The organism is Meridianimarinicoccus marinus (assembly GCF_040689105.1).
Lineage (GTDB): Bacteria > Pseudomonadota > Alphaproteobacteria > Rhodobacterales > Rhodobacteraceae > Meridianimarinicoccus > Meridianimarinicoccus marinus.
Genome location: NZ_JBFBVU010000016.1, coordinates 63,109 through 88,301 on the forward strand (window position 1 = coordinate 63,109; position 25,193 = coordinate 88,301).

Sequence of the window (25,193 nt, forward strand, 5' to 3'; positions counted from 1 at the left end):
CAATGCTTCATCTGTTCTGTCCTTTGTCGGCGTATGTCTCGACCAGCGCCACAAGACGATCGGTGGCATCTGGCCTGCCCTGCGCCAAAGCGCCATGGGCCATCTTCACGGCGGCATCCGGGTGTTGCAGGACCGCCGCGATTTGCTCGGTCAGGATGTGCGGGGTCAGGTGGCTTTCGGGGATCAGGATGGCCGCATCGGCATCGACAAGCCCGCGCGCGTTGGCGGTCTGGTGATCGCCGGTGGCGGCGGCATAGGGCACAAGGATCGACGGCCGCCCGATCACCGAGATATCGGCCACCGACGAGGCGCCCGAGCGCGAGATCACCAGTTGCGATTCCGCCAGCCGGGCCGGCACATCGCGGAAGAAGGGCTGCACATCGGCCTGCAGGTTGTGCAGGTCATAGAAGGCCCGCACGCGATCCTCATCCTCGCCCCGCGCCTGGTGCGAGATGCGCAGACGCGCCTTCAGGTCCTCGGGCAAGGCAACGATGGCCTGCGGCACCATGTTCGACAGGATCCGCGCGCCCTGGCTGCCGCCGATGATCAGCAGATGCATGGGGTAGTCGCCGGGCGGGATATAGGGGGCGCCGGCGCGCTCCAGCACCTCGGCACGCACCGGGTTGCCGGTGGGCACGCCTTCGACGCCCTCGGGAAGGGTCGTGGGCCAGGTGCCGCAGGCGATGGCATCAACACGCGGGGCGAAGAACCTGTTCACCCGGCCCAGAACGCCATTCTGTTCGTGGATCAGCCGGGGCAGTTTCAGCAGGCTGGCCGCCGCCAGTGCCGGCACCGACGGATAGCCGCCGAAGCCCACCACGATCGCCGGCGTTTCGCGCTTCATCTGGCGCCAGGCGGCATGGACACCGCGCGCGATGCGCAGCGGCACCAGGGCCTTTTCCAGCCCCTCGCCCCGCGAAAACGTCGCCGCGGTCACCTGTTCGACCTCGACCGTATGCGGAAAGCCGCCCGCATAGCGGGCACCGCGCTCATCGGTGGACAGTTTCACCCGCCAGCCCCGCCGCAACATGGCCTCGGCCAGCGCCTGGGCGGGAAACATATGGCCGCCGGTGCCGCCAGCGGCAATGACAAGCAAGGGTTGGCTCAAATTCTCAACTCCGGTGTCTCAAGACGTCGGCCATGCGGCCCTGCGGACGGGTCCGGGTCAGGGCCAGCAACATGCCCACGGTGATCCCCGCCGCGATCACCGACGAGCCGCCATAGGACACGAACGGCAGGGTCATGCCCTTGGTGGGCAGCAGCCGCACCGCCACGCCCATGTTGACCATCGCCTGCATCCCCAGAACGCAGGCCAACCCGGTGCCGGCATAGCGCACGAAGGGGTCGCGCTCCTTCAGAAGACGCAGCAGCGACCGCACGGTGACGGCGCAGTAAAGCACGATGATCGCCAGAACCAGCACCAGCCCGTATTCCTCGGCCGCAACCGCAATGATGAAATCCGTATGGGCATCAGGCAGGAAGATCTTCACTTCCCCCTCCCCCACGCCCACGCCGAATACCCCGCCTTCGCGGATGGCGTTGGCTGCATAGCCGATCTGGGTGGTGGGATCGATCTCGGGCGACAGATAGCCGTCGATGCGGCGCGCGAAATGCTCCGAACTGTTGTAGGCCAGCAGCCCGCCGGCAACGACGGCCCCGGCCACGAGGATCAGCAACACGATGGGCGCGCCGGCGACGAAATACATCACGCCCCAGGAAAACAGCACCAGGCAGGCCTGGCCATAGTCCGGCTGCATCGCCAGGATCAGAACGATCACCAGCGCCAGGGCTGCCGACATCAGCCGTCCCGGCGGTCCGGCCACCTGCTGCGACGCCGCCATGAGCCAGGCCGCCAGAATGATATAGGCGGGCTTCAGAAATTCAGAGGGCTGCAACGAGCCAAACCCCAGCGAATACCACCGCACAGCGCCCTTGCCGAAGTTGGTTCCGAACACCGGCAGCAGGATCAGGGCAATGAAAGCGCCCACGAAAGCGATCACACCCAGCCGCCGCACCTCACGCGGATCCAGCATCGAGCAGAACAGCATCACGACGAAGGCCATGGCCCCGAAAATCGCCTGCTTCTGTACGTAGTAGAATGGCGACAGCCCGTTGCGCTCGGCCAGGGGGGGCGAAGCGGCCAAACCCAGCAACATGCCGATGCCGAACAAGGCCAGCACACAGACCAGCGACCACCGGTCGATGGTCCGCCACCATTTCGGAATCAGTGGTTCTCCCGCGCTTCGCGGAATCGCCCCGTGCGCCATCTCTGTCATGGGTTTGCCTGTACCAAACTGTCTGCTCTGCCGTGCCCGTGTGTCCGGGCTTTGCACCGAGCCTACACCAATCCACACAGCCACGCCACAGAAAGCCGCAGGCGCGCAGCGCCCGGACGGCCGACTGCCTTCGTGGGCGGCAGCGGTGGACTGAGTATTTATTCCAAGAAAAAGCCCTGGGTCCGCTCACCCTTTTTCTTGTGTCAAATACTCATCTTGCGCCGCACAGCGGCGCCCGGCCCAACGGCGTTCGACTGGCAGGTCGACACGGCGGCGGGAGCACGCCTAGTCAGGGAAGCGCAACGTCCCGACCAGGGCAATGAACGCCTCGCCGCGCTTTTCGAAATCGGGGAACTGGTCGAAACTGGCTGCGGCGGGGGCCAGAAGGACGGTGTCGCCCGGCGTGGCGTCGTCCGCGGCGCGGGCCACGGCGACCTCCAGCGTTTCACAGATCTCATGGGGCGTGTCGGGCAATTGCAATGCGAAGTCGCGGGCGGAATGGCCGATCAGATAGGCTTTCTCGACATTGCCCAACTCGGCGCCAAGGCCGCCGATGCCGCCGTCCTTGCCCAATCCGCCGGCGATCCAGCGGATGCGTTTGAACGCTTTCAGGGCCTGGGCGGCGCTGTCCACATTGGTGGCCTTGCTGTCGTTGACATAGCGCACCCCGTTGATCTCCGCGATGGTCTGGCTTCGGTGCGCCAGCCCGCCAAAGGACGCAAACCCGGCCTCGATGGTGCGGGGCGGCAGGCCGAGGGCGCGCAGGGCGCCATAGGCCGCACAGGCGTTCTGGTGGTTGTGCGTGCCCGGCAGCCCGGAAATCGGGCGCAGGTCGATGCTGGCCAATTGCCGGCCCTTGCGGGTTTCGGACAAGAAACCCTTGCGGGCATGCACGTTCCAGCCGGGTCCCGCCAGTTTGCGCGCCACCGATACCCGGATCACCCGGTCGTCGCCGGGCCCTTCGGCCATCTGCCCGGCCAGGAACAGGCCCGGTTCCTCGTCCACGCCGATCACCGCGCGATCCGGCCCGCCTTCGGCGAACAACCGGCGCTTGGCGGCGAAATAGCCGCCCATGCCGCCGTGGCGGTCCAGATGATCCGGGGACAGGTTGGTGAACACCGCGATATCCGGCGTCAGCGCGCGGGCCAGATCGGTCTGGTAGGAGCTCAGTTCCAGCACCACCACGCCGCCGTTTTCCGGCGGATCGATGTCCAGCACCCCGCGCCCGATGTTGCCGGCCAACTGGCTGTTGCGGCCGGTGTGGGTCAGGCAATGGTGGATCAGCGCCGAGGTGGTCGACTTGCCGTTCGATCCGGTCACCGTCACCACCTTGGGCAAAGCATCGAACTGGTCCCAATCCTGCGTGGCGAACGAGCGGAAGAACAATCCAATGTCATTGTCGACCGGCACCCCGGCCTCAAGGGCCGCATGGATCACCGGGTTGGGCTTGGGAAACAGATGCGGAATGCCCGGAGACGTCACCAGGCAGGCGACGTCCTCGAAGGCACCCGGCCGGGTCAGGTCGCGCAGGGTGAAGCCTTCGGCCTCGGCCCGCGCCCTGCCTTCGGCGCCGTCATCCCAGACCACCGGCGCGGCACCACCGGCCTGCAAGGCGCGCGCCGCAGCAAGGCCCGACCGTCCCAGCCCCAACACCGCCACCACCTGTTCATCAAATCCGCGCACCGGGATCATAGCCACACTCCATTTGTCGGCGCGCACCCTGAGCGCAGCCGGGGGCCGGGGTCAAGGGGCGACGCGGTGCCAACTGGCCGGCCCAGGCTCAGAGCTGCTCCTCGATCCCCAGCAGGGCCGTTATGCCCACCACGAAATTCTTCCAGGTGGTTGCGCCGGGTTCCCTGTCCGTCACCGACGCCGCGCTTGGTGCCTCATAGTGCCACCGCAAATCCCCGTCCGGAGCCGCAGCCACCCTGTAGGTGAACAACTGCAGGTCTTCCTCAAGTGCCGACCAGAGGGCGCCTGCAAAGGCGCGGCTGCGCACGAAGATGCCGAATTCGGTGTTCTGCTTGATCGACCTCGGATCGAGGTTCAGCGAACCGACGAACACCTGGTCATCGTCGATCACCGCCAGTTTGGTGTGCATCACCACGCCGGTCTCTGTGTCTTCGGGCACCAGCCCCAGCGCCTGCGGCGCGTCCGAGCGGATTTCATACAGTTCCACCCCGGCTGCCAGCAGCGCTTGCCGGTGGCGTTTGTAGCCCGCATGAACATAGGCGTGATTGGTGGATCCCAGCGAGTTGGTCACGATCTGCACCCGCACGCCGCGTGCGGCCAGATCGGAAAACAGCTGGGCGCCATAGTCTTCCGGGACGAAATAGGGCGTCAGAAGAACCACGCGTTTCTTCGCGTATTTCATCCGGGTCAACAGATCCTGCGCCAGGATCTTCTGGCCTTCGGGGACCGGCACCTTCAGCTTGGCGGGATCGTCCACAACCACTTCGACCTTGCCTTGGAAAACCCGGATCTCACCGGCACGCAAACGCCTGAAAAAAGGATCGTCGATCGCGTGCTCATAGACGCCACGGGCCGGCTCAAGACGCGCCATCAGGTCGGAACGGGCGTCGGCCAGGTCGTCGGGGCTTGGCTCGGGCCGCAACTGATCCATGGGAACCGACCATCCGTCGTTCCAGTAGTGGTCAAAACTGGCCGATATGCCTTGCACGGATGGGCCGACCACAAGCATGTCGAAATCGGCGAATTCCGAACTGGTGTCGATCTGGAAATATTCATCAGCAATATTGCGGCCGCCGACGATAGCCCATGCCCCATCCGCGATAAACGACTTGTTGTGCATGCGCCGGTTGACCCGAGAAAAATCGGTCACAAAGCCCGCCGCTTTCCATCCCGGGCGTGGCGAGGGGTTGAAGATGCGCATCTCGATACCGGGATGCACGTCCAGCAGCCCCAGCGCGTGGTCGGGCATGGTGGTGAACACATCGTCCAGCAGGAAGCGCACCCGGACACCGCGATCCGCTGCATCCAGCAGGGCGGTCAGCACCAGCGCGCCACCCAGATCAGGCTTCATCAGGAAATACTGCAAATCGATGGATTTCTGCGCCCGTTCGATCAGACGCAGGCGCGCCCCCAGCGCAACGTTGCCGTCTTCAAGCGTCACCAGTGACGACACCCCCGCCGGGTTGCCCTGCGTGACCCTCTGGGCGTTGACTTGAAGAAGGGTGGAGCCATCGGGAGACAAGGCGCGACTGACCGGTTTCGGCGCATCCAGCGGCACCGGCGCACATGCGGCAAGCCCCAGTGCCAGAACCGCCGGGGCCAGCGCAAACTGCCATATCCTGAAACAAGCCACCAGAATACGGTTGGTGCGGTTCACGGGGGATACCTCCGGTCTGGGTGTCGCGGGCGGTCTAGCGGATCTTCAGCGTGGCCAGCCCGATCAGGGCCAGGATCAGCGACACGATCCAGAACCGAATCACGATCTGCGGTTCGTGCCAGCCCTTCTTTTCGAAGTGGTGGTGGATCGGTGCCATCAGGAACACCCGCCGCCCGGTGCGTTTGAAATAGGCGACCTGGATGATGACCGACAGCGCCTCGACCACGAAGATGCCGCCGACGATGGCCAGAACGATCTCGTGCTTGGTGGCAACCGCGATGGCGCCAAGCGCCCCGCCCAGGGCCAGCGATCCGGTGTCGCCCATGAACACCGCCGCGGGCGGCGCGTTGTACCACAGGAAGCCCAGCCCTCCGCCCACCAGGGCCGCCACGAAGATCAGCAACTCGCCGGTGCCGGGCACGTAATGCACGTCAAGATATTGCGTGAAGTCGACACGGCCCACCGCATAGGCGATGATCCCCAGCGCCGAGCCCGCGATCATCACCGGCATGACCGCCAGCCCGTCCAGCCCGTCGGTCAGGTTCACCGCGTTGGCGGCCCCCACGATCACGATCATCGCGAAGGGCACGAACAAGACACCCAGCGGCAGCAGCACATCCTTGAAGATCGGAAAGGCCAGCGCGCCGGACAGGTCGGCGGGGTGAAAGTACATGGCCCAGAGCGCGGCGATGGCCGAGATGAGAAACCCCAGCCCCAGCCGCACCTTGCCCGAAACGCCCTTGGTGTTGTTCTGGCTGACCTTTGCATAGTCGTCGGCAAAGCCAATGGCCCCGAACCCATAGGTCACGAACAGCACCATCCAGATGAAAGGCGTGTCCAGCCGCGCCCACATCAGCGTTGAAAACAGCAGCGCGCCCAGGATCAGCACCCCGCCCATGGTGGGCGTGCCGGCCTTGGTCAGCTTGTGGCTCTCGGGTCCATCCTCGCGGATCGGCTGGCCGTTGCTTTGCCGCCTGCGCAGCAGGTTGATCAGGGGCCGACCGAACAGGAAGCCAAAGATCAGCGCCGTGAAAAAGGCCCCACCCGCCCGGAACGTGATGTAGCGGAACAGGTTGAAGAAGTCGCCGCCATCGGAAAAGGCCGCCAGCCAATACAGCATCAGTTTGCCTTTCTGGAATTCTGCGGCGCGGCATCGCCGATCTTCCGCAGCGCGTCAACCACCTGCCCGACCCGCGACCCGAACGAGCCTTTGACCAGCACGATATCGCCGTTGTGGACAAGATCCGGCGCAAGACCGGCCATTTCGGGCGCCGTCTTGCACCATTGGCCCCGTTTTTCCTCGGGCAGAGCCGCGTGCAGGGCCTTCATGCGCGGGCCGACGCAATGGACACGGTCCAGCGCCTCCATGGCCGGATGCGCGGCCAGACCGGCGTGCAGGGCCGCCTCATCGGGGCCCAGTTCCAGCATGTCGCCCAGCACCGCGATGCGCGCGCCTTTCGGCGTGCTGGCGGCCAGGGTTTCCAGCGCCGCTCCAACCGAAGTGGGATTGGCGTTATAGGCATCGTCCAGAAGCGCGAAGGTGCCGCCGCCGGGCAGATCGACCGTCTCACGTGTGCCCCGGCCGCCGGGGGGCGTCCAAAGGGACAGGCCGACAACGGCCCGGGTCACATCGCCACCGGCCGCCGCGACGCAGGCCAATGCCCCCAGCGCGTTCAGTGCAAAATGGCGGCCCGGCGTGTTCAGCCGCACCGGGAAGCCCGCACCGGCCAGATGGGCGGTGAACAGGGTGCTGTCTGCCGTGACCTCCAGACCGCTGAGCCGGACATCCGCGAAATCCAGCGCCCCGAAGGACACGCAATTGTCGGTGGCGGCACGGGCCGCTTCGGACAAGATGCCCGAGATTTCCAGATCGCCATTGAACACCGCCCAGCCGCCGGGTTTCAGGCCCGAGAAGATCGCGGCCTTTTCATGCGCGATGGCCGGAAGCCCATCGGGGAAGGCTTCCAGATGCACCTCTGCCACGATGGTGACCAGCGCCACATCGGGGGCGGCCAGCGCGGCCAGCGGCGCGATCTCGCCGGGATGGTTCATGCCGATCTCGATCACCGCGAAATCCGCGTCGACGGGGCAGCGCGCCAGCGTCAGTGGCACGCCCCAATGGTTGTTGAAGCTTTTCTCCGCGGCATGCACCCGGCCCAGCGGCGCCAGGGCGGCGCGCAGCATTTCCTTGGTCGAGGTCTTGCCGACCGAGCCGGTCACCGCGATGACCCGCGCCCGGGTGCGCGCGCGCCCCGCACGGCCCAAGGCCTCCAGCCCGGCCTGCACGTCCTCGACCATCAGCAGCGGTGCATCATCGGCCACGCCGCGCGGGCGATAGGCGACCAGCGCGGCGGCGGCCCCCTTGGCCAGCGCGTCGGCCACGAAGTCGTGCCCGTCGCGCTGATCCTTCAGGGCAATGAACAGATCGCCGGGCTGGATCGAGCGGCTGTCGATGGACAACCCCGTCGCCTGCCAGTCGCCAAACGCCTTGCCCCCGGTGGCCTCGGCGGCTTCGGCGGCGGTCCACAATGGGGTCATGTCAGGCGTCCTTCCAGGGCGGCCACGGCAACCGAGGCTTGCTCGGCATCGTCAAAGGGAAATACATCGTCGCCGATGGTCTGGCCGGTCTCATGGCCTTTGCCGGCAATCAGCAGCGCGTCGCCCGGCCCCACCGCATCGACGCCGCGCAGAATCGCTTCGGCCCGGTCGCCCACATCGGCAGCCTCGGGGCAGCCTTCGCGGACCATGGCCCGAATCGCCGCCGGATCTTCCGAACGCGGGTTGTCGTCGGTCACGATGCACAGATCGGCGTGTTGCCCGGCCGCCTGCCCCATCAGCACGCGCTTTGCGGTGTCGCGGTCGCCACCGGCGCCGAACACGATGATCAACCGGCCCAGCACATGCGGCCGCAGCGCGGTCAGCGCCGTGGCGATGGCATCGGGCGTATGGGCGTAATCGACGAAGATCGCGCCGCCGTTTTCGCGGCTGGCCACATGCTGCATCCGGCCGCGCACCGTCTGCAACCGGTCCAGCGTGGTGAACACATCGTCGGGGTCTTCTCCGGCGGCGATCACCAGTCCGGCGGCCAGCAGTGCATTGGCGGCCTGAAACCCGCCGATCAGGTTGAGCCGCGCCATCCGGGGCCGGCCCTGCCAGGAAAACCGCAGATCCTGACCGGTGGTGTCGAACCGCTGGCCTTCGATCCGCAACGCGGCATCGGGGTGCCGGCCGATGCCGATGACCTCTTGCCCGCGCTCGGTGGCACGCTCTGCCACCACCCGCCCCTTGGGATCGTCCAGATTGCTGACGATGATGCCATCCTCGGACAACACCCGGTCGAACAACCCCGCCTTGGCGGCAAAATAGCTCTCGAAATCCTGATGATAGTCCAGATGATCCTGCGAGAAATTGGTGAAGCCCGCTGCCGCCAGCCGCACCCCGTCCAGCCGTTTCTGGTCCAGCCCGTGCGAGGAGGCTTCCATTGCCAGATGGGTGACCCCGTGCCGGGCCATCTCGGCCAGATGGCGATGCAGGGTCAGCGCGTCCGGTGTGGTGTGCTGCAACGGCGCTTCATAAGCGCCCTCGATGCCGGTGGTGCCCAGGTTGCAGGCCTCGCGGCCCAGACAGGTCCAGATCTGGCGGGCAAAGCTGGTCACCGAGGTCTTGCCATTGGTGCCGGTGACCGCCACGCAGGTTTCCGGCTGGCCGCCGAACCACAGCGCCGCCGAATAGGCCAGCGCCTGCCGGGGATCCTCGGCCACCACCAATGCCCGGTCGGGGGCTGCGGCCAGCGCGGCTTCGGCCAGTGCCGCGCCTTCGCGGTCGGTCAGGATGGCGCCCGCGCCCATGCGCAGCGCCGTTCCGATGAATTCGCCGCCGTGCAGCCGCGCACCGGGAAGGGCTGCGAACAGATGGCCGGGCCGCACCGCGCGGCTGTCGATGGACAGGCCGGTGATCCGGGCTTCCAGCCCGCCCTGAGCGTGCAGACCAAGCTCTGCCAAGCTGCGTTTTGCCTGATCCGCGTCCATATCCACCCTCGTTCAGCCGCCGTTGCGCGCCTCTCGTATCCCAGCATCGGGGCCGGGCGCAATCTCGGGCCGCAATCCCAGCAGCGGCGCGACGCGGCGGATCACCTCGGCACTGACCGGAACAGCGGTCCAGCCGGCGGTGCGGCGCGGGATATCGTTCACGATCTCATAGCCCTCGTCGAGGGTGATGACGAAGACATAGCGCGGGTCATGCATGGGAAAGGCGCCCGCGAACGTCGCCAGAACCTTGTCCTTGTAATAGCCGCCGTTCGGCTTGGGCTTGTCGGCAGAACCGGTCTTGCCGCCCACCGCATAGCCCGGCACTTCGGCAAACCGGGCCGAGCCGCGCACCACCACCGCGCGCAGCATCTCGCGGGCATGGCGCGAGGTTTCCTCGGACACCACGCGCGGCCCGATGCTGCGGGCGTCGCGTTTCAGCAGCGTCGGCGTGACCCTGGTGCCGCCGTTCAGCAGCGCGGCATAGCCCTGGGCCAGATGCATCGGGCTGGTCGACAGGCCATGGCCAAAAGAGATCGTCATCGACTGGATCTCGCCCCAACGCCCCGGCAGCAGGGGCCGGCCCGAAGGCGCTTCGGACAGTTCCACCTCGGTGGCCTCCAGAAATCCGAAGCGGCGCAGGAAGTCTTTCTGGTTCTCGGCACCGACGTTCTGGATGATCCGCGAAGTGCCGATGTTGGAGGATTTCACAATCACATCCGTGGCCGACAGGGCCGCGCCGTAGTCGTGGAAATCGCGGATCTTGTGGCGGCCCCAGACCAGCGGACCCTTGGTGTCGATCATGGTCGTGGGCGAGATCTGGCCCATTTCCAGCGCCTGCGCGACGGCGAAGATCTTGAAGACCGAGCCCAGCTCATAGACCCCCTGCACCGCGCGGTTGAACAGCGGGCTGTCGGCCTGATCGCCGCTGGTCAGCGGCTGCGGGCGGTCGTTGGGATCGAAGTCGGGCAGCGACACCATCGAGACGACCTCGCCGGTGTGAATGTCCATCACCACCGCACTGGCACCCCGGGCGTTCATCAGGCGCATGCCGCCGGCCAGAACTTCGCGCACCGCCGACTGGATGGTGGTGTCGATGGACAATTGCAGCGGCTCGGCCAGCAGGGCGGGATCGCGCAGGCGCTCGTCGAACGCCTTTTCCACCCCGGCCACACCAAGGATCTCGGCCGCCGCCACCCCTTCTTCACCGAAGCGCGCGCCGCCCAGCACATGCGCGGCCATCTTGCCGTTGGGATAGACCCGCATGTCGCGCGAGGCGAACAGCAGGCCCGGATCGCCGATGTCATGCACCTGCTGGATCTGCTCGGGCGACAGGGTCTTGCGGATCCACATGAATTTCCGCCCGTCCTGCATCCGCGCCTGCACCTTCTCGGTGTCGATGTCGGGGAAGATCTTGGCCAGTTCGCGCACCGCATGGGGAATATCCACCATGTCGTGCGGATGCGCGTACAGCGCCTGCGTGGTCAGATTGGTGGCCAGCAGACGGCCATTGCGATCCACGATATCGGCACGGGCCGAGGTGATCTGGCTGCCATAGGTCGAATTGCGCGCCTCGACCGGGGCCGAGGTCGCCAGCGCCGCCATGCGGGTGCCAACCGCGCCGAAGGCCAGAACAAAGGCCAGCCCCAACACCAGCAGGCGGCCTTCGGCCTGCCGCCGGGCGCCGTCGCGCAGCCGCTCGTTGCGCTGGTTGAGGTTTTCACGCTCGATCAGATCGGGGTTTTCGCCCTTGTCGCGGGCTTCCAGCACGCGGGCCAGCGGGCGCAGCGGCTGGCGCGGAGACCCTTCAGGCGGCAGATCGGTCATGGGCGCTGCTCCGTTGCGGCGGCCACCGGCGTGGCGATGGCGATCTCGGGCTCAATCGGCACGCTGCGCGGCGGATAGGCGACCTGGTCCAGCCGCCCGAAATGCTCGGGCGCCATGGGCAGAAGCCGCAGGCGCTCGAAGTTCAGCTCGCTCAACTCGCGCAAACGCTCGGGCCGGTTCAGATAGGCCCATTCGGCCTTCAACACGCCCAGATGTTCCTGCAACTGCCCAATTTCGCGCGACAACGCCCGGTTGTCGGCCAGCGCCTGCCGGGTGCGGTAGTTTTCCTGATAGGCCCAGAAGGCCAGTCCCAGCACGGACACGCCCAGCAGAAGACCGAAGATCAAACGCATCTCACCATGCCTCCATGTTCAGTTTCGGCAGGCCCAGGGCGCTGCGATCCACCGGGGTGGCGGCCGCATCGGTGCGAAACCCGACCCGCAGCTTGGCCGAACGGGCGCGCGGATTGTCCGCAAGCTCGCTGGCGTCCGGGGGTATGGCCGAGGCCTTTTTCAAATGGAACTGGGCCGCGACGGTTTCGGTTTCGGGGGCATAGCGGTTTGCCCGCCCGCCGCGCCCGGACCGGGCCTGGAAGAACCGCTTGACCACGCGATCCTCCATCGAATGGAAGGTGACCACGGCCAGCGCGCCACCGGGGGCCAGCGCCCGTTCAGCGGCTTCCAGCCCGTCGGCCAACTGCCCGAACTCATCATTCACCGCGATGCGCAGCGCTTGGAACGACCGGGTCGCCGGATGGCTTTGCCCCGGCTTGGGACGCGGCAGGCAGCTTTCGACCACCTTGGCCAACTGCCCGGTGGTCGCGAACGGCGCCTCGGAACGGGTGCGCAGGATGGCGCGCGCGATCCGGCGCGAGGCGCGCTCCTCGCCATAGTGGTACAGGATGTCGGCCAGCAGGCTTTCATCGGCATTGTTCACCAGATCCGCCGCCGACGGGCCGTCCTGGCTCATCCGCATGTCCAGCGGACCATCGCGCAGGAAGGAAAAGCCGCGTTCGGCCAGATCAAGCTGCATCGACGACACGCCCAGATCCAGCACCACGCCCGCGACCGGTGCATCGACATAGGCATCCATTTCGGAAAACGTGCCCTGCACCAGCCTCAGCCGGTCGCCGTAGTCGGACAGCATGGGGGCCGCCATCTCGATCGCCAGCGGATCGCGGTCTACACCGGTCACCTGATCGGCCCCGGACTCGAACAACCCACGGGTATAGCCGCCGGCCCCGAACGTGCCGTCAATCCAGTGCCCCTGCACAGGCGCCACCGCCCGCAACAGCGGGGCCAGCAGGACCGGGATATGGGGGCGGGCAGCATCGGAGGGCATCTCTCAGCTCTCCAGATACGGGGCCAGAAGCGTCAGCGGATCGGCGTCTGTGGGCAGGTCGTCGAACACGGCCTGAATGGCGGCGCCCTGTTCGGCGTCATAGGTCGGCTTGTCCCAGATCTGGAAGCGATCCACGGCGGACTTGAAATGCGCCTCGCCTCCCAGCCCGATCTTGTCGCGCAACTTCTTTTGCAGCACCAGCCGGCCAGTGCCATCGACCTGCACCTCTTCGGATTTGGCCGAGAAGAAATCCTCCATCGCCATGCGCTGGGGCGAGCCCATGGGCATCCGCTCGATGGCGTCCTCGATCTTCTCCATGGCGGTGATGGTGTAGCATTCCAGATAGTTCCGGCGGTCGTTGCCGAACACGATGATCAGGGTGGCGGCACCGCCGTCTTCATAGTCCGGATCATTGGCCTGGATCACACGTTTGAAGCTGGCGGGAATGGACACACGTCCCTTCCCGTCCACCTTCTGGGTGTGTTCGCCTCTGAACCGTCGCGCCACTGCCCTGGCCTCAATTCATCTGTTCTGAACGTGGAAACGGCGGATTGCGCCGCTGCCACCGCTCAATCCGCCGTTTTCCTGTCCCTCGATGGGGCGCCCACCTGCGCGCGTGTCTTTGGGGGACTGCTCATGCGCGTGGCGGAACTTCTTTTTGTGGGATGAAAGCGATTGCCTGTATGTAACCTGCCATTTTGTTTTTGTGTGGCCCCGAGGGACCGATCGTCTTCATCGTGTAGAGACTATGGCAGAGGGCCCCTCGACTTGGCAAGGGATTTTATGGGAATTCAGGGGAAAAACCGGACACGGGCCTACCAGATCTGGGAACCTCCTTCACCCATCACAACATATAGTGGCCCTCACCCCCGCGAACCACCAATTACGCGCAAAACGGGAAAGGCGCGCCCCTTGCGGGACACGCCTTGAATCTCCCCTGATTTCCCGGAAATGGCAAGAAGTGCCGCAATTTCCCCTGTCGGGACTGCGACTCAGGCCATGCCGCCCTGAATCAGTCGCTGCGCCAGCGCCCGATACGGCGCGGCCAGCGGGCTGTCGGTGGCCGCAACCGGCGTGCCGCCATCGCCGGCCAGTCGCACATCCAGATCCAGCGGCAGCGCGCCAAGGAACGGCGCGCCCAGCTTCTCGGCCTCGGCCTGTACGCCGCCATGACCGAAGATATGCGCCTCATGCCCGCATTCGGGGCAGACATAGGTGCTCATGTTCTCGATCAGGCCCAGAACCGGCGTGTTCAGCCGCTTGAACATGTCCAGCGCCCGCCGGGCATCCAGCAGCGCCACATCCTGCGGGGTAGACACCACCACAGCGCCGGTCAGCTGGGTCTTCTGGCACAGGGTCAGCTGCACATCGCCGGTGCCCGGCGGCATGTCGACCAGCAGGACATCCAGCTTGCCCCATTCCACCTGCCCCAGCATCTGCTGCAATGCGCCCATCAGCATCGGCCCGCGCCAGACCACGGCAGCATCGGGATCGACCATGAAGCCGATCGACATCAGCGTGACCCCATGGGCGTGCAGGGGAATGATGGTCTTGCCATCTGGCGAGGCCGGACGCTTGTTGACCCCCATCATCCGCGGCACCGAAGGGCCGTAGATGTCGGCATCCAGAAGTCCGACCTTTCGGCCTTCGCGCGCCAAGGCGACGGCAAGGTTGGTGGAGACGGTGGATTTCCCCACCCCACCCTTGCCCGATCCGATGGCAATGATTCGATCCACGCCACTGACCGCTTGCGGCCCGGCCTGCGGACTGGGATGCTTGCCGACCTTCAGGCTGGGCGGCGCGGACTTCGCGGCGGGCTTGGCGGCAGGGCCATGCGCGGTCAGCGCGGCACTGGCCTTCTGCACGCCCGGCAGCGCGGCGACGGCCTGCTCGGCCTTCGCCCGCACCGCGTCCCAGGATTTGGCCACCTCGGGCGACGGCGCCTCGATCACGAACCGCACGGCCGCGCCATCCACGGTCAGCGCCCGGAGCAGATCGCGGGAGACCAGAGTGCCGCCGTCAGGCAGCGCGATGCCGCCCAGGGCGTCTAGAATTTCGGATTTGGATATCGGCATGGTTCCTCGCACACTTGCTCACCCGCCATACATGATGCGGCGCGACAGACCTGCAACTTCGCTCCGGCCGATGCAACCCATGCAGAAAACGCATGGCAGCCCTGAAGCGGCAGCTATTGTGCACCTGCAGAAAAATGCTATCTTTCTTTCAACGGCAGCAGAAAATATCCTGCAGCCCGGGATGGAACGGAAACGATCACAACCTATATAAGGTTCAGGTCAACAGCGGTGAGCAATTTTCTTGCCATCCCGACGACATACACGGTTCAGAAAGCCCCTCCTCCTCCCTGGGTTTTCTGTTTTTAGCGGCGGCACCCTCCTCCTCCCTGGTGTCGCCGCTTTTTTTCGGCCGCGCGTGCCCGGATCGGGTGGGATTTACTTCAGAAGATGACAGAAATGTGAAGGTTGGAGCGCGCACAGCTGCAAAGCCGGCAGTGCCGCGCGCCGTGTTTCCGACCGATCGTCAGGAGTGTTTCAGGCCGACCGTCGCTGGCTGGACGAGTCGATCAGCGCGCAGGATTCCATCAGATCCTCGATATCCACGGGCTTGCGGTGCACGGTCACGACCAATTGGGATCCGACCTGCATCTTGCCTTCCGAGACCTCTGCCGCGCCGGTCACGATGATGACCTTGCAGTCGGGATTGACGGTCTCGATCTCGCCGATCAGCGACATGCCGTTTTCGCGCCCGAGGTAGAGATCCAGAATCACCGCATCGTGCCGCGCCCGTTTCAGAGCCGCGCTGGCCGCTGCCAAGCTGTCCGCCTCGGTCACCTCATATCCCCGGTCGCACAGGATGGTCCGCCACAACAGCCTCAGGTTCGGATCGTCCTCGACAATGAGATAATGCAATGCTGGATCTCCGATGCGGCAAAAAGTTGCGTGCTGAAGCAACGCATACCGAAATATCCGACAAGTTTCCAGCATTCCAGATGTATTTTTTGCACTTGCAGAAAGCGATCAGAACGGAATGTCGTCCGCTGATTCTGCTGCAACCACGAATTTCGCCACCATATGCTTGGATCCGGCCTTGTCGAAGTCGACCTGAAGCTTGTCGCCCTCGATGCCGGTGACCGTGCCGTAGCCGAATTTCTGATGAAACACGCGGTCGCCATCGGAAAAGGCCGACACCGCCTGAAGATCGATGACCGAATTCCGGCTTTCGCGGAGCTGTGACAGGGGCCGGGTGCTGCTGCGCGCCTGCAGCCGCCGCCATCCCGGCGAGTCGTAACCATCGGCCTTCGCGGCCCTTTCGTGCAGGTTCGACGTGGCCTGCGCTTGCGGCGCCGCGGCGCCATAGCCGCCGCCATACAGGCCCGGCGGGGTCAGCACCTCGACATCGGCTTCGGGCAGTTCGTCCACGAAGCGCGACGGCAGCGCCGATTGCCACTGTCCATAGACCCGGCGGTTGGCCGCGAAGGAGATCGTGCACAACTCTTCCGCCCGCGTGATGCCCACATAGGCCAGCCGCCGTTCCTCCTCCAGCCCGGTCTGGCCGTTTTCATCCATCGAGCGTTGCGAGGGGAAAAGCCCGTCCTCCCAGCCCGGCAGGAACACCGCCGGAAACTCCAGACCCTTGGCCGCGTGCAGGGTCATGATCGACACCTTGGGGCCGCCGTCGTCGGTCTCGTTGTCCATGATCAGGGCGACATGTTCCAGAAACCCCTGCAGGTTGTCGAATTGCTCCAGCGCCTTGACCAGTTCCTTCAGGTTCTCCAACCGTCCCGGAGCTTCGGGCGTCTTGTCGGCCTGCCACATGCCAGTATAGCCCGAGCCATCCAGCACGGTTTCGGCCAACGCGATATGGTCATAGGTGGCGTCGGCAACAACCACCCCGTGCCAGCGGTCCAGCGCGGTCACCAGCCGGGCCAGCTCGGCCTTGCCCTTGCCCTTCAGCAGCCCGGCCTCGACCGCGATGCGCGCGCCTTCCAGAAGGCTGACGCCATTGGCGCGTGCCGCCTGCTGGATGGTCTGCTGCGCCTTGTCGCCAAGGCCCCGCTTGGGCACGTTGACGATGCGTTCAAAGGCCAGATCGTCGTCGGGGCTGACCACCAGACGGAAATAGGCCATGGCATCGCGGATTTCCTTGCGCTCATAGAAGCGCGGGCCGCCGATCACCCGGTAGGGCAGACCGATGGTCAGGAACCGATCCTCGAACGCCCGCATCTGGTGGCTGGCGCGCACCAGGATGGCGCATTCGTTCAGCGTGTAGGGCCGCCCGCCACGGGTGCCGCCCTGCATCGCGTCCAGTTCCTCGCCGATCCAGCGCGCCTCTTCCTCGGCATCCCAATGGCCGATCAGGCGCACCCGGTCGCCGCCGTCGGCCTCGGTCCACAGGGTCTTGCCCAGCCGCCCTTTGTTCCCGGCGATCACCCCCGAGGCTGCGGCCAGGATATGCGCGGTGGAGCGGTAGTTCTGCTCCAGCCGGATCACCGTGGCACCGGGGAAATCCTTTTCAAACCGCAGGATGTTGCCGACCTCGGCGCCGCGCCAGCCATAGATCGACTGGTCGTCATCGCCGACGCAGCAGATGTCGTGATGCCCTGCCGCCAGCAGGCGCAGCCACAGGTACTGGGCGATGTTGGTGTCCTGATATTCATCCACAAGGATGTAACGGAACCAGCGCTGGTACTGCGCCAGAACATCTTCGTGCCGCTGGAAGATCGTGACCATGTGCAGCAACAGATCGCCGAAATCCACCGCATTCAGATCGCGCAGCCGCTGCTGGTAGTCGGCGTACAGCGTCACGCCCATGTTGTTGAAGCCCGAGCCTTCGGCGGCCGGAACATGTTCGGGCGTCCAGGCGCGGTTCTTCCAATGGTCGATCATCCCGGCCAGCTGCCGCGCGGGCCAGCGCTTTTCGTCGATGTTGCGGGCCAGGATCACCTGTTTCAGCAGCCGGATCTGGTCGTCGGTGTCCAGAATGGTGAAGTTCGACTTCAGCCCGGCCAGTTCCGCGTGGCGGCGCAGCAGCTTGACGTTGATGGCGTGGAAAGTGCCCAGCCAGGGCAGGCCGTCGACCTCCATCCCCATCAGCTTGGCCACCCGCAGCTTCATCTCGCGCGCGGCCTTGTTGGTGAAGGTCACCGCCAGAATTTCATTGGGGCGCGCGGTGCCGGTGTTCAGCAGATGCGCGATGCGGGCGGTCAGGGCGCGGGTCTTGCCGGTGCCGGCGCCGGCCAGCATCAGCACCGGGCCTTTCAGCGTCTCGACCGCTTGCCGCTGCGCCGGGTTCAGCCCGTCCAGATACGGCGTGGGCCGCGCCGCCATGGCGCGGGCCGACAGGGGTGTGGGGGCATCGGCAAAGGCGCCGTCATCGTCATATCCGCTCATGGCCGCAGCATAGGCCGCGCCCGCGCCGACGCAAGCCCCTGTTCGCGCTCTGTTCCCACGATTGTGGTAGCCCGCTAACACCCGCGCCCGCGCCGCCTACCCTAGACTGGACCGGCATCTGACAGAGGAGGACAAGATGTCAAAGATCCTGATGATCACCGGCGACTTCACCGAGGACTATGAAACCATGGTGCCGTTCCAGACCCTGCTGGCTTGCGGCCACACGGTAGACGCGGTCTGCCCCGACAAGGTGGCGGGCGACACGGTGAAGACAGCAATCCATGACTTCGAGGGCGACCAGACCTATTCCGAGAAGCCCGGCCACAACTTCGCGCTGAACGCCAGCTTCGCCGAGACCGATCCGGCGGCCTATGACGCGCTGGTCATTCCCGGCGGCCGCGCCCCGGAATACCTGCGCCTGAACGACGACGTGCTGGCGATGGTGCGCCACTTCTTCGAGACCGGCAAGCCGGTGGCCGCGATCTGCCATGGCGCCCAGATCCTGACCGCTGCGGGTGTTCTGGACGGCAAGACCTGCTCGGCCTACCCGGCCTGCGCGCCCGAAGTGCGCGCCGCCGGGGGCAGCTATGCCGATATCGAGGTGACGGAGGCCGTCACCGATGGCAATCTGGTCACCGCACCGGCCTGGCCCGCGCATCCGGCGTGGATGGCGCAATTCATGGCCCTGCTGAACAGTGCCGCCGACACCAGCGTCGCGGCCTGACACGACAACCGGGGGAGGGTCTTCATGTGCCAATTGTTCATCAACGCCGAGGCAGACAACTGGGTCAGCCGCACCAAGTCGCTGCGCATCGACGGCATGGCCACCAGTTTGCGCATGGAGAACTTCTTCTGGGATCTGCTGGACGAGATCGCCACGCGGGACGGAATGACCGTCAACCAGTTGATCACCAAGCTGTATCTGGAATCGCTGGACGCCGGGCATGACACCGGCAATTTCACCTCGTTCCTGCGGGTGTGCTGCGCTCGTTACTTGGCGCTGGCGACCGAGGGCGAGATTCGTCGCGGCGACCCGCAGCCCCTGGCCGAGGTCGATGCGGCGGGAATTCTGGAACGGGAAACCTCCCGCCGGGCGCAGGCCCGCCGGGAGGTGTCCAGGATGAACTGAGCCTCAGGCGAGGCTTTCCAGCTTCTCCCACAGGTCCGCGCCCTTCAGGCCGAACTTCTTCGCGGCGGCGTCGATGGCGGCCTTGGTCTTGCTGCCCATCAGCCCGTCGATGGGACCGGGATTGAACCCGGCCGCCAGCAGCGCCCGCTGTTGTTCGATCACCGGCGGGATCTTGCTGCCGCCCAGGGCCGCCAGCGCCTTGGCCGTGCGCAACTCCCGGTCGACCAGACCATGGGTGCCGCCGTTGATGACCAGCGTCACCATGCGGTCGTCGCTCTCGTCGGCCCATTGCAGGCAGGTCTTGCCGCTGCGCTTGCGCGACGCCATGTAGCGCACCGCCACCATCCAGGCGATGCCGGGGTCGGCCGCGCGGTCGGGGTTGCCCACCAGATCCTCGCCGATGGCCGCGCCGAAACTGGTGTAATTCGACTTGCCGGTCAGCTGGATGTAGCCGCGCCCGCGATAGCGCCAGCCGTCCCCCGACCCTTCTGAGCCGTTGCCCATGCGATTGCCATAGACCCGGTTGGCGATCTTTTCCGGCTTGCGCGCGAAGGCAGCGGCTTCGGCGTCGGTCTTGAAGTATTTCTTGAACACTCGCCGCAGCGAGGCCTGCGAATAGTTCAGGTTTTCGAACCGGTGCAGGAACCCGCCGCTTTCATGGCCACATTGGCCGATGATGGCGGCCAGACGCAGGGGCGAATTCGCCCCCAGTGCCTCCAGCTTTTCGGCATGGGCTTTCCAGGCATTCGCCGCCGTGGCGGCAGCGTTGTTGGACGCGGCGACCGCAGCAATTGCAGCTTCGACTGACATGGTGTTCTCCCCCTCTTGGATTGTTCTACCGTAACGTCAACCAGCCACTTGCCAAGTTGGGAAATCCACAGCACCTTGCTTTTGAGGTGGAAATATTGGTAAACAAACTTGACCATGCAAAACGCCGCGTTGCGGCATTATCCTGTTAGCGCTAGAAGCACCCCATCCCCCCGGTGCATGCAAGGAAATCAGCCCGATGACTGAGTTCAAGAAGCTACTGATCGCCAACCGCGGCGAGATTGCCATTCGCGTGATGCGCGCGGCCAACGAGATGGGCAAGCGAACCGTCGCCGTCTACGCCGAAGAGGACAAGCTCTCGCTGCACCGCTTCAAGGCCGACGAGGCCTACAAGATCGGCGAAGGCATGGGGCCGGTTGCGGCCTATCTGAGCATCGACGAGATCATCCGCGTGGCCAAGGCCTGCGGCGCCGACGCGATCCACCCCGGCTATGGGCTGCTGTCGGAAAACCCCGACTTCGTGGAAGCCTGCGCCAACAACGGCATCGCCTTTATCGGGCCCAAAGCCGAAACCATGCGCGCCCTTGGCGACAAGGCCAGCGCCCGCAAGGTCGCCATCGAAGCCGGCGTGCCGGTGATCCCCGCCACCGAGGTTCTGGGCGAAGACATGGACGCGATCCGGGCTGAGGCCGAAGCGGTCGGCTATCCGCTGATGCTGAAAGCCTCCTGGGGCGGCGGCGGCCGGGGCATGCGCCCGATCTTTGGCCCCGACGAGCTGGAAGAGAAGGTCCTGGAAGGCCGCCGCGAGGCCGAGGCCGCCTTTGGCAACGGCGAGGGCTATCTGGAAAAGATGATCACCCGTGCCCGCCACGTCGAAGTGCAGATCCTGGGCGACAAATACGGCGAGATCTATCACCTGTTCGAGCGTGACTGCTCGGTCCAGCGCCGCAACCAGAAGGTGGTCGAACGTGCGCCTGCCCCCTATCTGACCGACGCCCAGCGTGCCGAGATCTGCGAATTGGGCCGCAAGATCTGTGCGCACGTCGGGTATCAGTGCGCCGGCACCGTCGAATTCCTGATGGATATGGAATCCGGCAACTTCTACTTCATCGAGGTCAACCCGCGGGTTCAGGTCGAACACACCGTGACCGAAGAGGTCACCGGCATCGACATCGTGCGCGCCCAGATCCTGATCACCGAGGGCAAGACGCTGGCCGAGGCCACCGGCGCCGCGACGCAGGACGACATCACCCTGTCGGGCCACGCCCTGCAATGCAGGGTCACCACCGAGGATCCGCAGAACAACTTCATTCCCGACTACGGGCGGATCCAGACCTATCGCTCGGCCACCGGCATGGGCATCCGTCTGGACGGCGGCACCGCCTATTCCGGCGCGGTCATCACCCGCTATTATGACAGCCTGCTGACCAAGGTCACGGCCTGGGCGCAGACGCCCGAAGCCGCCATCGCCCGCATGGACCGCGCCCTGCGCGAATTCCGCATCCGCGGCGTCAGCACCAACATCGCCTTCGTCGAGAACCTCTTGAAGCATCCGACCTTCCTGTCGAATGAATACACCACCAAGTTCATCGACGAGACACCGGACCTGTTCGACTTCTCGCCGCGCAAGGACCGGGCCACCAAGATTCTGACCTATATCGCCGATATCACGGTCAACGGGCATCCCGAGACCACGGGCCGCGCCAAGCCTGCCGATGTGCGCATTCCGAAGCCGCCGCTGGCCATTGCCGCAGGGGCCGAGGGCACCAAGCAGATCCTGGATGCGCACGGACCGCAGGCGGTGGCCGACTGGATGGCCGCGCAGCCGCAACTGCTGCTGACCGACACCACCATGCGCGACGGCCACCAGTCGCTTCTGGCGACGCGGATGCGCTCGATCGACATGATCCGCGTGGCCCCGGCCTATTCGGCCAACCTGCCGCAGCTGTTCTCGGTGGAATGCTGGGGGGGCGCGACCTTCGACGTGGCCTATCGCTTCTTGCAGGAATGCCCGTGGCAGCGCCTGCGCGATCTGCGCAAGGCCATGCCCAACATCCTGACCCAGATGCTGCTGCGCGGCGCCAACGGGGTGGGCTACACCACCTATCCCGACAACGTGGTGAAATTCTTCGTCAAGCAGGCCGCCGAAACCGGCGTCGATGTGTTCCGCGTGTTCGACAGCCTGAACTGGGTCGAGAACATGCGCCTGGCGATGGATGCGGTGCTGGAGAACAACAAGGTCTGCGAAGGCACCATCTGTTACACCGGCGACATCCTGAACCCCGACCGCGCCAAGTACGACCTGAAGTATTACGTGGCCATGGGCAAGGAGTTGCGCGATGCAGGCTCCCATGTGCTGGGCCTGAAGGACATGGCCGGCCTGCTGAAGCCTGCCGCCGCGCGGGTGCTCATCAAGGCGCTGAAGGAAGAGGTGGGCCTGCCCATCCACTTCCACACCCATGACACCAGCGGCATTGCCGGGGCGACCATCCTTGCCGCCGCCGACGCGGGCGTCGATGCCGTGGATGCGGCCATGGATGCCTTCTCGGGCGGCACTTCGCAGGCCTGCCTCGGCTCGGTGGTCGAGGCCCTGCGCCACACCGACCGCGACACCGGGCTGGATATCGGCGCGATCCGGGCGATCAGCGAATACTGGGAGCAGGTACGCGCGCAATACGTGGCCTTCGAATCCGGCCTCGCGGCCCCCGCTTCGGAGGTCTACCTGCACGAGATGCCCGGCGGCCAGTTCACCAACCTCAAGGCGCAGGCCCGCAGCATGGGGCTGGAAGAACGCTGGCACGAGGTGGCGCAGATGTATGCCGAGGTGAACCAGATGTTCGGCGACATCGTGAAAGTGACGCCCTCGTCAAAGGTGGTCGGCGACATGGCGTTGATGATGGTCAGCCAGAACCTGACCCGCGAACACGTCGAAGACCCCGCACAAGAGGTCTCCTTCCCCGACTCGGTCGTCGACATGATGAAGGGCAACCTGGGCCAACCGCCGGGCGGCTGGCCCAAGGCGCTGCAATCCAAGGTCCTGCGCGGGGAAAACCCGATGACCGACCGCCCCGGCGCCCATGCCGCGCCGGTCGATCTGGAGGCCCGCCGCATTGAACTGGAAGCCGAACTTGGCAGCAAGCTGGATGACGAGGACCTCAACGGCGCGTTGATGTATCCCAAGGTCTTTGCGGATTACACCAAACGGCACGAGCTTTACGGCCCGGTCCGCACCCTGCCGACGCCGGTCTTCTTCTATGGCATGGCGCCGGGGGACGAGATCGAGTCCGAGATCGATCCCGGCAAGACGCTGGAAATCCGCATGCAGGCGGCCGGCGAGACCAACGAGGAAGGCGAGGTCAAGGTCTTCTTCGAACTCAACGGCCAGCCGCGCGTGATCCGCGTGCCCGACCGCCACGCCAAGGCCAGCCGTCAGGCGACGCCGAAAGCGGACGAGGGCAACCCGAATCACGTGGGCGCGCCGATGCCCGGCGTCGTCGCCTCGATCGCGGTGCAGCCCGGCGTTGCCGTGAAGAAGGGCGATCTGCTGCTGACCATCGAGGCGATGAAGATGGAAACCGGTCTGGCCGCCGACCGCGACGGCACGGTCAAGGCGGTCCACGTGCAGCCCGGCGCGCAGATCGACGCCAAGGATCTACTGGTCGAACTGGACTAGGCTCGGGCGTTCCCCCGCCCGGCCGATCCAGCGCCCCGCCGAAACTTTCGGCGGGGCATTTTCGTTCAGGACGCCGCCGGTGCGCCCTCGGCAAAGGGCATCAAGGCCGCCCGCATGAACCTGTGGGTGGGGGTGGCGATCCCGTGCTCCTGCCCCAGCCGCACGATCTCTCCGGACAGATACTCCAGTTCCAGTGGCTTGCCCCGGTTCAGGTCGTCCAGCATGGAGGCATGGCTGTGCCGCGGAAGCGATTCCATCAGGCGGGTGAACTGCACCTCGGCCACATCCGCATCCAGATCAATCCCGACCGCTTTTCCGACTGCCGCCGCTTCCCCGAGCCCGGCCCGTAACAAGGCGCGGGTTTCCGGGCAATCCCGCAGTGGCCCGACGTCCAGACGCGTCAGACTGGTGATGGCGGAAAAGACGCTTTGGAAGACCATCTTTTCCCACAGCATCCGGTCGGTATCATCCACACGCTGCGCATCCACGCCCGTTGCGGCAAGCGCCGCGATCAGCCTGTCACACAGGTCGGACGGCCCACCTTCGCGCACCCCGGCGCGCACCATGCTGTTGTCTGACGAATGCAGGATGACGCCCGGTGCCTTGATGCTGGCCGGCATGAACACCGAGCCCGAGATGACCCGTTCGGGCCCGATCACACGGCCCAGCCGTTCGGGCGCGGTCACCCCGTTCTGCACCGTCACCACGGCGCTGCCCTCGTTCAGGAACGGCTTGACCTGCGCGCCCGCGGCTTCCACATCGCGGTTTTTGATCATCAGCAACACGATGTCTGGATTGCCTTCGGGCCGATCGGTTGCCCGAATGTCCCTCACATGCAGATCACCCATCGGGCTTTCCACCCGCAGACCGTCGCGTTGCATCGCCTCAAGATGCGCGCCGCGCGCAACCAGGGTGACCTCATGCCCGTCCCGGGCCAGCCGTGCGCCGTAGAATCCTCCCAGCGCCCCTGCCCCCATCACCAGTATTTTCATCGCATCCTCTTTTGTTCCCTGCCCCGTATGGACGTGCCATGGAGCAACCTCCAGTCTAGCGGTTATCCCGCCCGAAGGGCCATTTTTTCCCTTGCAGCGTCCCGAACGTGGCGCTAGACAACGCGCACTCTCAAGGATGCGGGCGTAGCTCAGGGGTAGAGCATAACCTTGCCAAGGTTAGGGTCGTGAGTTCGAATCTCATCGCCCGCTCCAAGAGAGAGACAGGTTTCCGGACGCGGGCGTAGCTCAGGGGTAGAGCATAACCTTGCCAAGGTTAGGGTCGTGAGTTCGAATCTCATCGCCCGCTCCAGGAAAACCGCTCCCAACCGTTCGATCCGCTGCCCTTCGGGCCACACGCGCAACGCCATTGCGCCCGGTCCAATGCACCCGGTCTGTCGCAAGCCC

General features: G+C 65.4%; 19 protein-coding genes and 2 tRNA genes. 5 read left to right on the plus strand and 16 right to left on the minus strand.

The window, feature by feature from the left end; genetic code table 11:
• Positions 1-7: 7 nt before the first annotated feature.
• From AB0T83_RS13170 to AB0T83_RS13235, 14 genes are all read right to left on the minus strand, one after another.
• Positions 8-1,108, minus strand: coding sequence for a UDP-N-acetylglucosamine--N-acetylmuramyl-(pentapeptide) pyrophosphoryl-undecaprenol N-acetylglucosamine transferase (locus tag AB0T83_RS13170; RefSeq protein WP_366193602.1), 1,101 nt, complete (start codon positions 1,106-1,108; stop codon positions 8-10).
• 4 nt (positions 1,109-1,112) lie between these two features.
• On the minus strand, positions 1,113-2,276 hold the full coding sequence (gene ftsW / locus AB0T83_RS13175; protein WP_366193603.1) for a putative lipid II flippase FtsW: 1,164 nt from the start codon (positions 2,274-2,276) through the stop codon (positions 1,113-1,115).
• Between the two features lie 285 nt (positions 2,277-2,561).
• Positions 2,562-3,968, minus strand: coding sequence for a UDP-N-acetylmuramoyl-L-alanine--D-glutamate ligase (murD, locus tag AB0T83_RS13180; RefSeq protein ID WP_366193604.1), 1,407 nt, complete (start codon positions 3,966-3,968; stop codon positions 2,562-2,564).
• Positions 3,969-4,056: 88 nt separating this feature from the next.
• The gene (locus AB0T83_RS13185) at positions 4,057-5,625 is read right to left on the minus strand and encodes a phospholipase D-like domain-containing protein (protein ID WP_366193605.1); all 1,569 of its coding nucleotides are present in this window, start codon (positions 5,623-5,625) and stop codon (positions 4,057-4,059) included.
• 34 nt (positions 5,626-5,659) lie between these two features.
• Positions 5,660-6,745, minus strand: a complete 1,086-nt coding sequence (gene mraY, locus AB0T83_RS13190; protein ID WP_366193607.1) for a phospho-N-acetylmuramoyl-pentapeptide-transferase — start codon at positions 6,743-6,745, stop codon at positions 5,660-5,662.
• Complete coding sequence (locus AB0T83_RS13195; protein WP_366193608.1) at positions 6,745-8,163, minus strand: UDP-N-acetylmuramoyl-tripeptide--D-alanyl-D-alanine ligase; 1,419 nt, start codon at positions 8,161-8,163, stop codon at positions 6,745-6,747. Before AB0T83_RS13195 ends, mraY begins: the two co-directional genes overlap by 1 nt.
• The gene (locus AB0T83_RS13200) at positions 8,160-9,653 is read right to left on the minus strand and encodes a UDP-N-acetylmuramoyl-L-alanyl-D-glutamate--2,6-diaminopimelate ligase (RefSeq protein WP_366193609.1); all 1,494 of its coding nucleotides are present in this window, start codon (positions 9,651-9,653) and stop codon (positions 8,160-8,162) included. The genes AB0T83_RS13195 and AB0T83_RS13200 overlap by 4 nt, the downstream gene beginning before the upstream one ends.
• Positions 9,654-9,665: 12 nt before the next feature.
• Positions 9,666-11,477, minus strand: a complete 1,812-nt coding sequence (locus AB0T83_RS13205; protein ID WP_366193610.1) for a peptidoglycan D,D-transpeptidase FtsI family protein — start codon at positions 11,475-11,477, stop codon at positions 9,666-9,668.
• Complete coding sequence (gene ftsL, locus AB0T83_RS13210) at positions 11,474-11,830, minus strand: cell division protein FtsL (protein ID WP_366193611.1); 357 nt, start codon at positions 11,828-11,830, stop codon at positions 11,474-11,476. The genes AB0T83_RS13205 and ftsL overlap by 4 nt, the downstream gene beginning before the upstream one ends.
• Position 11,831: 1 nt before the next feature.
• A complete protein-coding gene (gene rsmH, locus AB0T83_RS13215) occupies positions 11,832-12,818 on the minus strand; it encodes a 16S rRNA (cytosine(1402)-N(4))-methyltransferase RsmH (protein ID WP_366193612.1) in 987 nt (328 codons plus the stop codon).
• A 3-nt stretch (positions 12,819-12,821) separates the two neighbouring features.
• Positions 12,822-13,325: a division/cell wall cluster transcriptional repressor MraZ gene (gene mraZ / locus AB0T83_RS13220; RefSeq protein ID WP_366193613.1), complete on the minus strand. Its 504-nt coding sequence runs from the start codon at positions 13,323-13,325 to the stop codon at positions 12,822-12,824.
• Positions 13,326-13,810: 485 nt separating this feature from the next.
• Positions 13,811-14,893: an Mrp/NBP35 family ATP-binding protein gene (locus AB0T83_RS13225; RefSeq protein WP_366193614.1), complete on the minus strand. Its 1,083-nt coding sequence runs from the start codon at positions 14,891-14,893 to the stop codon at positions 13,811-13,813.
• A 474-nt stretch (positions 14,894-15,367) separates the two neighbouring features.
• Positions 15,368-15,745 carry a response regulator gene (locus AB0T83_RS13230; RefSeq protein ID WP_366193615.1) on the minus strand — a complete coding sequence of 126 codons (378 nt, stop codon included), beginning with the start codon at positions 15,743-15,745 and terminating at the stop codon, positions 15,368-15,370.
• 108 nt (positions 15,746-15,853) lie between these two features.
• Complete coding sequence (locus AB0T83_RS13235) at positions 15,854-18,226, minus strand: ATP-dependent helicase (RefSeq protein ID WP_366193616.1); 2,373 nt, start codon at positions 18,224-18,226, stop codon at positions 15,854-15,856.
• A gap of 136 nt (positions 18,227-18,362) precedes the next feature.
• On the opposite strand from AB0T83_RS13235, the gene AB0T83_RS13240 reads away from it, so the two are divergent.
• Both AB0T83_RS13240 and AB0T83_RS13245 read left to right on the plus strand, forming a co-directional pair.
• The gene (locus AB0T83_RS13240) at positions 18,363-18,950 is read left to right on the plus strand and encodes a DJ-1/PfpI family protein (RefSeq protein ID WP_366193617.1); all 588 of its coding nucleotides are present in this window, start codon (positions 18,363-18,365) and stop codon (positions 18,948-18,950) included.
• Positions 18,951-18,974: 24 nt separating this feature from the next.
• Entirely contained in the window at positions 18,975-19,355 is a 381-nt protein-coding gene (locus tag AB0T83_RS13245; protein ID WP_366193618.1) for a ribbon-helix-helix domain-containing protein, read from the plus strand.
• A gap of 3 nt (positions 19,356-19,358) precedes the next feature.
• On the opposite strand, the gene AB0T83_RS13250 is transcribed toward AB0T83_RS13245, so the two are convergent.
• Positions 19,359-20,165: a glycoside hydrolase family 19 protein gene (locus tag AB0T83_RS13250; RefSeq protein WP_366193619.1), complete on the minus strand. Its 807-nt coding sequence runs from the start codon at positions 20,163-20,165 to the stop codon at positions 19,359-19,361.
• Positions 20,166-20,361: 196 nt separating this feature from the next.
• Between AB0T83_RS13250 and AB0T83_RS13255 the strand changes: the two genes are divergently transcribed.
• On the plus strand, positions 20,362-23,796 hold the full coding sequence (locus tag AB0T83_RS13255) for a pyruvate carboxylase (RefSeq protein ID WP_366193620.1): 3,435 nt from the start codon (positions 20,362-20,364) through the stop codon (positions 23,794-23,796).
• 65 nt (positions 23,797-23,861) lie between these two features.
• On the opposite strand, the gene AB0T83_RS13260 is transcribed toward AB0T83_RS13255, so the two are convergent.
• Complete coding sequence (locus AB0T83_RS13260) at positions 23,862-24,788, minus strand: ketopantoate reductase family protein (RefSeq protein WP_366193621.1); 927 nt, start codon at positions 24,786-24,788, stop codon at positions 23,862-23,864.
• 138 nt (positions 24,789-24,926) lie between these two features.
• On the opposite strand from AB0T83_RS13260, the gene AB0T83_RS13265 reads away from it, so the two are divergent.
• Positions 24,927-25,001, plus strand: a tRNA-Gly gene (locus tag AB0T83_RS13265).
• Positions 25,002-25,023: 22 nt separating this feature from the next.
• Positions 25,024-25,098 (plus strand) — tRNA-Gly (locus AB0T83_RS13270).
• Positions 25,099-25,193 lie beyond the last annotated feature (95 nt).